Origin of the sequence: Aeromonas sp. NJAU223, assembly GCF_051125555.1 — a bacterium.
GTDB classification, from domain to species: Bacteria; Pseudomonadota; Gammaproteobacteria; order Enterobacterales; family Aeromonadaceae; genus Aeromonas; species Aeromonas veronii_G.
The window spans coordinates 3,399,213-3,411,101 of record NZ_CP144204.1 but is presented as its reverse complement, the minus strand read 5'-3'; the positions used below and the strand labels follow the sequence as shown (position 1 = coordinate 3,411,101).

12 protein-coding genes are annotated in these 11,889 nt (G+C 63.5%); 9 read left to right on the top strand and 3 right to left on the bottom strand.

Features of this window, described 5'->3' with window-relative positions; translation table 11 throughout:
- Window positions 1-71 precede the first annotated feature (71 nt).
- The 3 genes from VZC39_RS15490 to torT form a co-directional block, all read right to left on the bottom strand.
- Window positions 72-476, bottom strand: coding sequence for a GFA family protein (locus VZC39_RS15490; protein ID WP_349919213.1), 405 nt, complete (start codon window positions 474-476; stop codon window positions 72-74).
- A gap of 16 nt (window positions 477-492) precedes the next feature.
- Window positions 493-789: a hypothetical protein gene (locus VZC39_RS15485; protein ID WP_349919211.1), complete on the bottom strand. Its 297-nt coding sequence runs from the start codon at window positions 787-789 to the stop codon at window positions 493-495.
- A gap of 110 nt (window positions 790-899) precedes the next feature.
- On the bottom strand, window positions 900-1,943 hold the full coding sequence (gene torT, locus VZC39_RS15480; protein WP_349919210.1) for a TMAO reductase system periplasmic protein TorT: 1,044 nt from the start codon (window positions 1,941-1,943) through the stop codon (window positions 900-902).
- A gap of 70 nt (window positions 1,944-2,013) precedes the next feature.
- Between torT and torS the strand changes: the two genes are divergently transcribed.
- The 9 genes from torS (at window position 2,014) to nusB (ending at window position 11,885) form a co-directional block, all read left to right on the top strand.
- The gene (gene torS / locus VZC39_RS15475; protein WP_349919209.1) at window positions 2,014-4,815 is read left to right on the top strand and encodes a TMAO reductase system sensor histidine kinase/response regulator TorS; all 2,802 of its coding nucleotides are present in this window, start codon (window positions 2,014-2,016) and stop codon (window positions 4,813-4,815) included.
- Window positions 4,816-4,942: 127 nt separating this feature from the next.
- Window positions 4,943-6,196, top strand: coding sequence for a serine hydroxymethyltransferase (glyA, locus tag VZC39_RS15470; protein ID WP_349919207.1), 1,254 nt, complete (start codon window positions 4,943-4,945; stop codon window positions 6,194-6,196).
- A gap of 106 nt (window positions 6,197-6,302) precedes the next feature.
- On the top strand, window positions 6,303-6,731 hold the full coding sequence (locus VZC39_RS15465) for a hypothetical protein (RefSeq protein ID WP_349919206.1): 429 nt from the start codon (window positions 6,303-6,305) through the stop codon (window positions 6,729-6,731).
- Window positions 6,732-6,881: 150 nt separating this feature from the next.
- Entirely contained in the window at window positions 6,882-7,331 is a 450-nt protein-coding gene (gene nrdR, locus VZC39_RS15460; RefSeq protein ID WP_349919204.1) for a transcriptional regulator NrdR, read from the top strand.
- A 67-nt stretch (window positions 7,332-7,398) separates the two neighbouring features.
- The gene (ribD, locus tag VZC39_RS15455; RefSeq protein WP_349919202.1) at window positions 7,399-8,508 is read left to right on the top strand and encodes a bifunctional diaminohydroxyphosphoribosylaminopyrimidine deaminase/5-amino-6-(5-phosphoribosylamino)uracil reductase RibD; all 1,110 of its coding nucleotides are present in this window, start codon (window positions 7,399-7,401) and stop codon (window positions 8,506-8,508) included.
- A gap of 207 nt (window positions 8,509-8,715) precedes the next feature.
- Complete coding sequence (locus tag VZC39_RS15450) at window positions 8,716-9,369, top strand: riboflavin synthase (RefSeq protein ID WP_349919200.1); 654 nt, start codon at window positions 8,716-8,718, stop codon at window positions 9,367-9,369.
- A 289-nt stretch (window positions 9,370-9,658) separates the two neighbouring features.
- Window positions 9,659-10,768, top strand: a complete 1,110-nt coding sequence (gene ribBA, locus VZC39_RS15445; RefSeq protein ID WP_349919198.1) for a bifunctional 3,4-dihydroxy-2-butanone-4-phosphate synthase/GTP cyclohydrolase II — start codon at window positions 9,659-9,661, stop codon at window positions 10,766-10,768.
- A 227-nt stretch (window positions 10,769-10,995) separates the two neighbouring features.
- Window positions 10,996-11,460 carry a 6,7-dimethyl-8-ribityllumazine synthase gene (ribH, locus tag VZC39_RS15440; protein ID WP_349919196.1) on the top strand — a complete coding sequence of 155 codons (465 nt, stop codon included), beginning with the start codon at window positions 10,996-10,998 and terminating at the stop codon, window positions 11,458-11,460.
- Window positions 11,461-11,471: 11 nt separating this feature from the next.
- Window positions 11,472-11,885 carry a transcription antitermination factor NusB gene (gene nusB / locus VZC39_RS15435; protein WP_349919195.1) on the top strand — a complete coding sequence of 138 codons (414 nt, stop codon included), beginning with the start codon at window positions 11,472-11,474 and terminating at the stop codon, window positions 11,883-11,885.
- Window positions 11,886-11,889: the final 4 nt, after the last annotated feature.

The window sequence follows — 11,889 nt, the reverse complement described above, 5'->3', positions numbered from 1 at the left end:
AAGCTGTTTTAAATGAAATTTGTGAGTTATTTAATAATTATTTTCTTTATAAGTAGATATTTATTCTGTCATTAGGCTGGTGGTTGGGTCTCAAATTGCGGGCAGTCGTCCCCTATCTGGTGCCAGGGGGCCTTGGAGCCGACGAAGATGTGAAAGCCCGGCTGCTGGCTCGGCGCCTCGTCCAATACCCCGAGCCGCAGGTTGATCTTGCCGCTGCTGCGCTTCTGGCTGAACAGGCTGGCGCCGCAGTGGCGGCAGAAGGCGAGGCTGGTCTCTTCTGATTTCTGGAAGCGGGCGATGGCATCGCCGCCCTTCACTATTTCCACCTTGTCCCCATCCAGCCCGCCCACGGAGGCGTAATCCGAGCCGGAGAATTTGCGGCACTCGCCGCAGTGGCAGTTGCCCATGTAATCGAAGCTGTCCGGCAGGCGCAGCTTGACGGCGCCGCACAGGCAGCTCGCATCTAGCATTCTCATCCCTTTCCCTCGTCTCTCAGGCCAGCTGGTCATCCTCGGCGCGAAACAGCACCTGCTTGCATCTGGCACAGGCCCACTCGCGCCTGAAGTCGGCAAGGTGCACCAGCCCGACTTCCAGCTGCTTGTGATGGCCGCAATGGTGGCAAAACAGGATCTCCCCGTCCACCGCCTCCGGGTGGGCGCTCAGGTACTGGGCCCGGGTCGGGACCTCTTCCCACTGGGTGGTGGGGACACGCTTGCGCTGGTGGCTGTAGTAGACCCAGTAGAACAGAAAGAACACGGTCAGGATGATAAAAGTCAGCAGATGATCCATCACAATTCCCCCTTTGCCGTCGTGGTCTTAGGATAAAAAATGATTCGAATGAATATCTTATAAGAACCGGCAGGGGGGAATTGTGATCCGCTTCGGGTTTTGGACCGGGGTCAGGGGGTCAGCCCGACCCGGTAGACGGGGCGAAAATCCCCATCCGACAGGGAGTGCTCCGGCGCGCTCAGGGGGGCGGTCAGAGTCAGGATGGGCGGACCCATGACGCGCGGACATCGGGTTTCACTGGCATCTGGCTGGCGGAGCAGGCAGAGAGCCTGGGCCACCGCGAGGCGACCCTGTTCGCGCATCTGATCGCTGTTGGCGGCGAGGATCTTGCCCCGCAGCAGGGCGCGCTGAACCCCATGGCTGAAGTAGATGGAGAGCACTTTGGGATGGTCGGCATGGTGCTGGGCCAGCTCGTTGACCGCCACCTCGGCGGCGATGGCGCCGCCGACCAGGTAGTCGAGGTCGGGATGGTGGACCAGCGTCTGCTGCACCAGGGTACGCTGGATCTCGCGGCTGTTGTCGCCGTGCGCCGTGGTCACCAGCCGGATGGCGCTGCCGCGGATGGCGTCGATGAAGCCGGATTCGATGAAGGAGGTGCCGCCCCTCGAATCCGGGCCCGGGAAGAGGGCGACGGTGACGGGAGTGCTATCTGCCGGGTGGCGCTCTGCCAGCCAGTGGCCGATGCGCCAGCCCATCTGGTACCAGGGCACGCCGACCTGGGCGATGGCGAGGCCGGGGGCGAGATCGTTGACCAGCCCGAACACCGGCAGCGGGGTCTGCTTGATGGCATTGGCAAGGCCGTCGTAACTGACCGCGCCGAGCAAGATGGCATCGCTCCCCTCATCCACGCACTGTTGCAACTGTTTGCGCTGCTCGGCCAGGGCGCCGTAGCCGCCCGCCTCGTGGATCCGCAGCCGGGCGCCGAGCCGCTTGGCTTCCTCCACCATGCCCTGGTTGACCGACAGCCAGTAGGCATCTCGCAGATGGGGGTAGAGGGCGCACAGGGTCAAGGGCTTGGCCAGCGGAGCTGGCGCCGGCCAGCTCAGTCTGGTCGGCTGGCCGGTGAAGGCGCCATCCGGCCAGTGATCCACCTCGAAGGCGACGGCGGGGCGAACCAGCAGGACTAGCAGAATGCACAGAGAGAGGCTTCGCATGGCAGAGGGTTTTGTTAAAGTGTGAGGCCGTATTATCCGGACAAAATCGACCATAACCAAGGGATCCCCCGTGAGAATGTTTTCCGGCCTGGGTGGCAAACTGCTGCTGGCCTTCTCCCTGATGGCCATGTTGACCCTGAGTGCCTCCCTGCTCGGCTGGGTTGGCCTCAATCGTCTGCGCCAGCTGGAGCAGGGGGTGCAGCAGACCCTGGCGGGCCAGGAGAGCGCCCGCACTCTGGCGCGCCTTGGCGGCGAGATCCAGAACGCCTCCCACCTGCTGGCCATGGCGGGCAGCGAAGCCGAGCGGGAACATCAGGGACGCCTGCTGACCCTGCTGGGTCAACAAATGCAGCAGGGACTGGAGCAACTCGGCACCGAGGGGGAGCTGGCGCAGTTGCACCGCCTCAGCCAGACCATCATCGGCAATCTCGGCCAGCAGGGCTGGCTGGTGGGGGAGCGGCTCACGCTCATGGCCGAAGGCGGGGCGCTGCGTACCCGGTTGGTGGAGGCCGCAGGGGAGGCGGCGGAGCTCGCCCGCAGCCAGATGGAGAACGCCGAAACCGTGATGGTGGCGGGCATGGGCTCCCTCTATCGGTTGCAGGGCAAACAGGCGGATGCCGCGCTGGATCGGCTGCTGGAACAGGATCTCGACTGGCTGGAGCAGATGACGGAGCTGCGTCACCGCACCCTGATGCAGCAGCAGCGCATCGAGGAGATCTGGCGCAGCGAACAGCAACCCGCCTTGCAGGAGCTGCAACAGGAGAGCCGCAAGGCCCTGGCCATCTTGCAACTGCGGGCGGGCGCGGTGACGGATCCCGGCCGCCGGGCCTCGGTGGAGCAGGCGCTGGCTTTGCTGGCACAGAGCGACAAGCTGGTGCAACTGCGCAGCGACTGGATAGGCAAAGGGGAGGCGCTGCGAGTGCTGGCCTCGGCCAACGAGGTGATGATGGGCAGCCTCAACCGCCAGGTCGACAGCCTGGTGGCGGGAACCCGGGAGGCCCTCAGCCAGAGTCAGCAAGTGCTGCGCGAGCAGTTGCAACTGCTGGCCAGCGCCCTGGTACTGATCGGCCTGCTCACCCTGGGCCTGCTGATCCTGCTGATGTGGCGCATGGTCTACGGCCGCATCGTCTGGCCATTGCAACACGCGGTGGAGGGGATGAGCCGGCTGGCGCACGGTGATCTGACCCCCCAGGCAACCGGCATGCACCAGGGCCAGGACGAGCTGGCCGAACTCGGCCGGGCCTTGCAGGTGTTTCGCGACAACGCCATCGAGCTAGGCCGCTATCAACGGGAGCTGGAGTCCCGGGTCGAGGAGCGCACCGGCCAGCTCAGCCATGCCAACCAGCGCCTCAACGAGGAGGTGGAGAAGCAGCGCCAGGCCAGGGATGAGGCGGAGCAGGCCAACCGGGCCAAGTCCGTCTTCCTCGCCACCATGAGCCACGAGATCCGCACTCCCATGAACGGCATCCTGGGGGGGCTCAGCCTGCTGGAAGATACCCGCTTAAACCCGGAACAGCAGCGCTATCTGGCCGCCATCGGCCACAGCGGCGAATCTTTGCTGGAGATCCTCAACGACATCCTCGATTACTCCAAGATTGAGGCGGGGCACGTGGAGGCGCGCCGGGAGCCCTTCCCGCTGCGGCAACTGGCGGAGGATCTCTGCACCCTGTTTCGGCCTAAGGCCGAGGCCAAGGGGCTGTGCCTCGAACTGAATTACGGTGACACCCTGCCTGCCGTGGTGGAGGGGGACATGGGCAAACTGCGCCAGGTGATCGGGAACCTGCTGGGCAACGGGGTCAAATTCACCCGCACGGGGCGCATCACCCTGTCCGTGATGCCGCTGGGGTGCGCCGGTCCCTGTGCCGAGCCCTGCATCGAGTTCGTGGTCGAGGATACCGGCCCCGGTATCCCGGCAGAGGAGCAGCAGGCGGTGTTCGAGGCGTTCCGCCAGCGCAAGCGGGATCTCGGCCATCAGGGGGGCACGGGGCTGGGTCTTGCCATCAGCCGACGGCTGGTGAGCGCCATGGGAGGGGAATTGCAGCTGAGCAGCCAGCCGGGGGAAGGTTGCCGGTTCAGCTTCAGCCTGCCGCTGCAACGCTCGGCGGCCCTGCTGCCCGCCGAGCCCCAGCCCGTCATGCTGAGTCAGCCCCGGCAGATCCTGCTGGTGGAGGACAACGAGATCAATCGCCTGGTGGCCCAGGGCATGCTGGCGCGCCTCGGCCACAGGGTCACCCTGGCGGAGGATGGACGCACGGCGCTGGCCTGGATCAGTGAGCGCCCCTTCGATCTGGCCCTGCTCGACATCAACCTGCCGGACATGGACGGCATCAGTCTGCGGGAGGATCTCGATGCCATCAGCGAGGAGGTCCATGGACGCCCCCTGCCTGCCATCGCGGTCTCGGCCCAGATGTATCCCGAAGATATTCGTCACTGCCTGGCTGCCGGCTTCGCCGACTTCGTGGGCAAGCCCATGCGGTTGGCAACCCTGGCCAGCGCCATCGCCCGTCAATGCAAGACAGGATCCGGCGAGTCAGCAAGGGAGACAGACCCCGCTTCGGACAATGGGGTGCTGGAGGCGGATCTGCCGGTGCTGGGTCTGCCGCGCATTCGCCAACTGGTCGCCCTGTTCGAGTCGCAAGGCGCCGAACTGGTGGCCGAACTGGCCATGAGCGAACCCGGTGAGGTGCATCGCCAGTTGGCCCACAAGCTCAAGGGCAGCGCCCTGGCGCTGGGATTGACCGAGTTTGCGGAGCGCTGCGCCGAGCTGGAAGCGGAGGAGGGGGATCCGCGCTCCCTGACCCCGGCATTCGAGGCGGCGATCCATGGATTGCGGCGCTGGCTGATGGCGAAAGCGGGGGCCACCGAGGGATGAAATTCGCCTTTAGTAACATGGATTCAACATTTTTTTAGGTGGTTGGACTGTCTCTTTGATCCCGCTCACGTTACAATGCCGCGGCCCACTTCACCTATCGCGCAAACGATTTTCAGGAGATATACGGATGTTGAAACGTGACATGACCATCGCCGGCTATGATCCAGAGCTGTGGCAGGCCATCACAGACGAGACCCGTCGTCAGGAAGAGCATATCGAGCTTATCGCGTCTGAGAACTACACCAGCCCCCGCGTCATGGAAGCCCAGGGCTCCCAGCTGACCAACAAGTACGCCGAAGGCTATCCGGCCAAGCGTTACTACGGTGGTTGCGAGTATGTGGACGTGGTCGAGACCCTGGCCATCGAGCGCGCCAAGGAACTGTTCGGCGCCACCTATGCCAACGTGCAGCCGCACTCCGGCTCCCAGGCCAACAGCGCCGTCTACATGGCCCTGCTGCAACCGGGCGACACCGTGCTCGGCATGAACCTGGCCCACGGCGGTCACCTGACCCACGGCGCCCCGGTGAACTTCTCCGGCAAGCTGTACAACATCATTCCCTACGGCATCGATGAGTCCGGCAAGATCGACTACGTCGAGATGGAGCGTCTGGCGGTTGAACACAAGCCGAAGATGATGATCGGCGGCTTCTCCGCTTATTCCGGCGTGGTTGACTGGGCCAAGATGCGCGAGATCGCCGACAAGGTCGGTGCTTATCTGTTCGTCGACATGGCTCACGTGGCCGGTCTCATCGCCGCTGGCGTCTACCCGAACCCCGTGCCCCATGCCCACGTGGTCACCTCCACCACCCACAAGACCCTGGCCGGTCCCCGTGGTGGCCTGATCCTCTCCGCCGCCGACGACGAAGATCTGTACAAGAAGCTGAACTCCGCCGTCTTCCCGGGTGGTCAGGGCGGCCCGCTGATGCACGTCATCGCCGGCAAGGCCGTGGCCTTCAAGGAAGCCCTCGAGCCCGAGTTCAAGACCTACCAGGCCCAGGTGGTGAAGAACGCCAAGGCGATGGCCGCCACCTTCATCGAGCGTGGCTACAAGATCGTCTCCGGCGGCACCGACAACCATCTGATGCTGGTGGATCTGATCGGTCGTGAGCTGACCGGCAAAGAGGCCGATGCGGCCCTCGGCAAAGCCAACATCACCGTCAACAAGAACGCGGTACCGAACGATCCACGCTCCCCCTTCGTGACCTCGGGTGTGCGTATCGGTACCCCGGCCATCACCCGTCGCGGTTTCAAGGAAGCCGAGTCCATCCAGCTGACCCATTGGATCTGCGATGTACTGGACAACCACGACAACGACGAAGTACTGGCCAACGTGCGCGAGCAGGTGCTGGATATCTGCCGTCGTCTGCCGGTCTATGCCTGATAAGCCAGTGTTTCTGGTATAAAACAATGCCACCCTCGGGTGGCATTGTTGTTGATAGGGGGGCGTCACCTGGGCGCCGTGCCCAGCCAGCCAAGAGAATCAGCCTATGCCCAATCAGACCTCGCTTAGCGATGACGACCTTGTCTCGTCCGTCCGCGCCCAGTATCACTTTCGCCCAAGCCCGGAGGGGCTGCTGGCCTGGGATGTGCGCCGGCTGATCAGGCTCGGCCGCGGGTTGCCGGTGCGAGCCCTGCCGCTGGCTCAGATAACGGAGCTGGACAAGGAGCACTGGTACGGTCACGGCAGCGAGGCGCCCACGGTGCGCAGCATCGCCCTGCATTGTCAGTTGATGCTGGCCGCCGATCTCGCCTATCCCATCATTCTCGACAGCGCGGGCCGGGTCATGGATGGCATGCATCGGGTCGGCAAGGCGCTGATGTTGGGGAACACGCACATCCACGCGGTGCAGTTTGCGCAGGATCCGGCGCCCGATTATGTGGATTGTGATCCCGACAGCCTGCCCTATGACGACTGAGTGCCTCGAACATGCCAATGCCACCCTCGGGTGGCATTGTTTTTTCTGGGCTTTTACCGGTTTTGGGTGGCCGTGTTACACTGGCAGGCCAAGATCCTGACCCGAGTGGCAGGTGTCCCTTAGTTTCCTGGAGTGTGCGCCGGAGGTCTGATGCATTGCCCGTTCTGTAGTGCCGTTGATACCAAGGTGATCGATTCCCGTCTGGTGGCGGAAGGCCATCAGGTGCGCCGCCGCCGCGAGTGTCTGCTCTGTCACGAGCGCTTCACTACCTTCGAGATGGCCGAACTGGTGATGCCCCGCATCATCAAGTCAAACGGCTCCCGCGAGCCCTTCAACGAGGAGAAGCTCAGGGGCGGCATTCTGCGGGCGCTGGAGAAGCGACCCGTGAGCATGGAGGCGATCGAGAAGGGGGTGAATCACATCAAGTCCCGCCTGCGCGCCACCGGCGAGCGGGAAGTGGCCTCCCAGCTGCTCGGCAACCTGGTGATGGACGAGCTCAAGAGCCTCGACAAGGTGGCCTATATCCGTTTCGCCTCCGTCTATCGCAGCTTCGAAGATATCCGCGAATTTGGTGAAGAGATTGCCAAGCTGGAGAAGTAAGCCAGCCACCCACCCACCCACAGAATGCGTTAGAACCCCTATTTTCTCGCGTTGAACGGGAGCCCAGATGTTTAGTCAAGACGATTATCAATGGATGAACCGGGCCCTCGAGCTGGCCCGCCGCGGTCGCTATACCACGGCCCCCAACCCCTGCGTCGGCGCCGTGCTGGTCAAGGCGGGCGTGGTGGTGGGAGAGGGCTGGCACCAGCGTGCCGGTGAACCCCACGCCGAGGTCTATGCCCTGCACGCCGCCGGGGAAGAGGCCCGTGGCGCTACCGCCTACGTGACCCTGGAGCCCTGCTCCCATCACGGCCGCACCCCGCCCTGCGCCGAGGCGCTGATCAAGGCCGGGGTGACCCGGGTGGTCGCCGCCATGGTGGATCCCAATCCCCAGGTGGGCGGGCGCGGCCTGCGCATGCTCTCCGAGGCGGGCATCAAGGCGGACTTCGGCCTGCTGAGCGCCGAGGCCGAGGCCCTGAATCCCGGCTTCTTCAAGCGGATGCGCACCGCCTTCCCTCAGGTGACGGTGAAGCTGGGTGCGAGCCTCGATGGTCGCACCGCCATGGCGAGCGGCGAGAGCCAGTGGATAACCGGCCCCCTGGCCCGCGCCGATGTGCAGCGCCTGCGTGCCCGCCACGACGCCGTCTTGTCGAGTGCCGAGACGGTGCTGACCGATGGTGCCTCGCTCAACGTGCGCTGGGACGAGCTGCCCCCCTCGGTGAAGGCGGTCTACCCGAAGGAAACCCTGCGCCAGCCGCTGCGGGTGGTTATCGACTCCCAGAACCGGCTGACCCCGGACTTGCCTCTGTTCAAGACCACGGGGCCCGTGCTGCTGGCTCGTCACAAGGTGGATGGGGACTGGCCCGAGTGGGTGCAGCAGCTGGAGCTGCCGCTGCTCGACGGCAAGCTGGATCTGGTGAGCCTGTTCATGCTGCTGGCCAAGCGCAACATCAACTCCGTGCTGGTGGAGGCGGGGCCGCGCCTGTGCGGTGCCCTGCTCGGCAAGGGGCTGGTGGACGAACTGGTGCTCTATCAGGCGCCCAAGCTCCTGGGCGATGAGGGACGTGGTCTGTTCCACTTGCCCGAGTTGACCCGGCTGTTCCAGGCACCCAAGCTCAACCTCAAGGATGTGCGGCTGGTGGGGCAGGATATCCGCATCACGGCCAAAATTGCTTAACCAGCCGCCTGGCGCCGGCTCAAAAAGGTGCGGCGGGTGGCCGATTGAACCAGGCAATCCGCATCACGGGCAAGATTGCCTAGCCACGCGCTTCAAGGCTGGGTGGCCGTGTGAGGGCTATATCCTCACCACGACCACCTAGACCTGCGAGGCGCACTTTCCACATTTTCAGAGACGGGGTCAGGCCCCGTCATCAAGGTGATCTGCATGTTTACCGGAATTATCGAAGCCATGGGAACCCTGGCTGCCCTGCGTCGTCAGGGGGAGGACATGGCCCTCACCGTGCATGCCCCGACCCTGGACTTCAGTGACGTCAAGCTGGGCGACTCCATCGCCACCAACGGTGTCTGCCTGACCGTGGTGGCCCTCGGCGACAAGAGCTATACCGCCGACGTGTCGCTGGAAACCCTGTCCCGCACCGGTTTTGCCGAGGCCAAGGTGGGGGATGCGGTCAATCTGGAAAAAGCCCTGATGCCGACCTCCCGCCTCGGCGGCCATCTGGTCTCGGGCCACGTGGATGGCATCGGCGAGGTGAAGAGCAAGTCCGGCAGCGGCCGCGCCATCGAGTACTGGATTGCGGCACCGACCGATCTTGCCCGCTACATCGCCGAGAAGGGCTCCATCGCGGTGGATGGCATCAGCCTCACGGTCAACGCCGTAGAGGGCAATCTGTTCCGCCTCACCATAGTGCCCCACACCGCCCAGGAGACCACGATCGCGAACTGGAAGCCGGGCCATAAGGTGAACCTCGAGGTGGATCAGATAGCCCGCTATCTGGAGCGGCTGATGCAGGGCAGGGCCCAGGAACAGAGCGGCTCGACCCTGACCCTGGAAAAACTGGCCCAATCCGGCTTCTTGTAGGCAGTGCAAGTCTCTGTCTGGTTGAAAATGACAGTTGTACTTTGCTATGGATTCTCTGTTTTGCAGTTGAAGTTGCTGCTTGATGGCGGCGATTCAGTGGGGCTGGAGGGCCTTGGCAGGGAGCCCGGCCGCTCATGCACCGGCACACCTTGCTGATTGATGGGTCAAAACGGTTTTCTGTGATCCCGCTCAGGTTGAAACGGGGGCCGGTGCCCCCATCTAGAGCAGCATTACCCGAATCAAATCGAGCCCGCAGGCTCAATCCCGAAGCATGTTGATGGAGTAGCCCATGGCGCTGAGCACAACCCAGGAAATCATTGCCGATATCAAGGCTGGCAAGATGGTGATCCTGATGGATGACGAAGACAGGGAGAATGAAGGGGACCTCATCATGGCCGCCTCCTGTGTCCGCCCCGAGGATATCAACTTCATGGCCCGCTACGGCCGTGGCCTCATCTGCCTGACCCTGACCCGGGATCGCTGCAAGCAGCTGGCGCTGCCGCTGATGGTGGACCGCAACAATGCCCAGTTCTCCACCGCCTTCACCGTGACCATCGAAGCGGCCGAAGGGGTGACCACCGGCATCTCCGCCGCCGATCGCGCGGTGACCGTGCAGGCGGCAGTGGCGCCCGATGCCAAGGCCGCCGATCTGGTGCAGCCTGGCCACATCTTCCCGCTGATGGCGCAAGATGGCGGCGTGCTGACCCGGGCCGGCCACACCGAGGCGGGCTGCGATCTGGCGCGTCTTGCCGGTTACGAGGCGGCCTCCGTCATCGTCGAGATCCTCAACGAAGACGGCACCATGGCCCGTCGCCCGGATCTGGAAGTGTTTGCCGAACAGCACGGCATCAAGCTCGGCACCATCGCGGATCTCATCGAGTATCGCAACCAGCACGAGACCACGGTGGAGAAGGTGGCCGAGTGCAAGCTGCCCACCGAACATGGCGAGTTTGACCTCATCACCTTCCGCGACACCATCGACAACCAGGTCCATTTCGCCCTGAAGAAGGGGGAGATCCAGGCCGATGAGCCGACCCTGGTACGGGTGCACCTGCACGACGTGCTGAGCGATCTGCTGCTGACCGATCGCCACAGCGCCCGCAGCTGGCCGCTGGCGAAATCCATGGCCCGCATCGCCGACGAGGGCGGTGTGCTGGTTATCCTGGGGGCGGAGGCCGATGGCAACGAGCTGCTGACCCGGGTCAAGGCGTTCGAAGCCGCCGACAAGGGACTGGCACCGGAAGGGGCCAGGTGGCAGGGCACCTCGCGCCGGGTCGGCGTGGGTTCCCAGATCTTGAAGACCCTCGGCGTCGGCAAGATGCGCCTGCTGAGCTCACCGAAGAAGTATCACGCCCTCGGTGGCTTCGGCCTGGAAGTGGTGGAATACGTCGGCGAATAAGCGCGTTGGCGATTCGCCGATGCCAGCCCCGTGCCGAACGTCAGCCGGAAGGGGCGGGATGGGGCGGTGAATCCCCGGATGAGCGCCGCGAACGGATAAAACCTTCAATGCCTGCCCGCCTTGTGCGGGCATGGTTTTTTGTCGCGGGTCTGTTGTGCTAGAATGTGCGCACTTTTGGCCGCGGCCCCATTGACGGCCCCATTGATTGCACAGAGACAGGATTTCCAATGAAGATTATCGAAGGAAATATCGCCGCTCCCGAGGCGCGTGTTGCTATTGTCGTTGCCCGTTTCAACAGCTTCATCAATGACAGCCTGGTGAATGGCGCGCTGGACGTGCTCAAACGTCAAGGCCAGGTCCAGGAGAGCAATCTGACCCTGGTGCGCGTACCGGGTGCCGTTGAGATCCCCCTGGCGGCCAAGAAGCTGGCCAAGAGTGGTCAATATGACGCCATCGTCGCCCTCGGCACCGTCATCCGTGGCGGCACCTACCACTTCGAACTGGTGGCGAGCGAGAACGGCAAGGGCCTGGCCCAGGTGATGATGGAGTATGACATTCCCGTCGCCTTCGGCGTGCTGACCACAGAAAACATCGAACAAGCCATCGAGCGTGCCGGTACCAAGGCGGGTAACAAGGGTGCAGAGGCTGCGCTGAGCGCGCTCGAAATGATCAACGTCCTGAAACAGCTTTAAGGAATAAAACATTGAAACCGTCCGAGCGCCGTAAGGCCCGTCATTGCGCCACCCAGGCCATCTACCAGTGGCAGATGACCCAGGCCAACGTGGGCGACATCGAAGAGCAGTTCAAGATCGATCAGGACACCAAGGGTGTGGACCTGAACTATTTCCGCGATCTGCTGTTCGGGGTAGCCCTCCACTGCAACGAGCTGGACAAGGTGTTTGCACCTTTCCTCTCCCGTCCGCTGGAAGAAGTGGACATGGTGGACAAGGCGATCCTGCGTCTGGCGACCTACGAGCTGACCCGTCGCGATGATGTGCCGCCGCGCGTGGTGATCAACGAAGCGATCGAGCTGGCCAAAGCCTTCGCCGCCGATGACAGCCACAAGTTTGTCAACGGTGTTCTGGACAAGGTGATCAAGACGCTGCCAAAGCGTTGATCCG

What these genes read in the sequence shown, in the direction of transcription:
- VZC39_RS15490 (WP_349919213.1), bottom strand. Translation starts at nt 476, where the DNA reads ATGAGAATGCTAGATGCGAGCTGCCTGTGCGGCGCCGTCAAGCTGCGC.
- VZC39_RS15485 (WP_349919211.1), bottom strand. Translation starts at nt 789, where the DNA reads ATGGATCATCTGCTGACTTTTATCATCCTGACCGTGTTCTTTCTGTTC.
- torT (WP_349919210.1), bottom strand. Translation starts at nt 1,943, where the DNA reads ATGCGAAGCCTCTCTCTGTGCATTCTGCTAGTCCTGCTGGTTCGCCCC.
- glyA (WP_349919207.1), top strand. Translation starts at nt 4,943, where the DNA reads ATGTTGAAACGTGACATGACCATCGCCGGCTATGATCCAGAGCTGTGG.
- VZC39_RS15465 (WP_349919206.1), top strand. Translation starts at nt 6,303, where the DNA reads ATGCCCAATCAGACCTCGCTTAGCGATGACGACCTTGTCTCGTCCGTC.
- nrdR (WP_349919204.1), top strand. Translation starts at nt 6,882, where the DNA reads ATGCATTGCCCGTTCTGTAGTGCCGTTGATACCAAGGTGATCGATTCC.
- ribD (WP_349919202.1), top strand. Translation starts at nt 7,399, where the DNA reads ATGTTTAGTCAAGACGATTATCAATGGATGAACCGGGCCCTCGAGCTG.
- VZC39_RS15450 (WP_349919200.1), top strand. Translation starts at nt 8,716, where the DNA reads ATGTTTACCGGAATTATCGAAGCCATGGGAACCCTGGCTGCCCTGCGT.
- ribBA (WP_349919198.1), top strand. Translation starts at nt 9,659, where the DNA reads ATGGCGCTGAGCACAACCCAGGAAATCATTGCCGATATCAAGGCTGGC.
- ribH (WP_349919196.1), top strand. Translation starts at nt 10,996, where the DNA reads ATGAAGATTATCGAAGGAAATATCGCCGCTCCCGAGGCGCGTGTTGCT.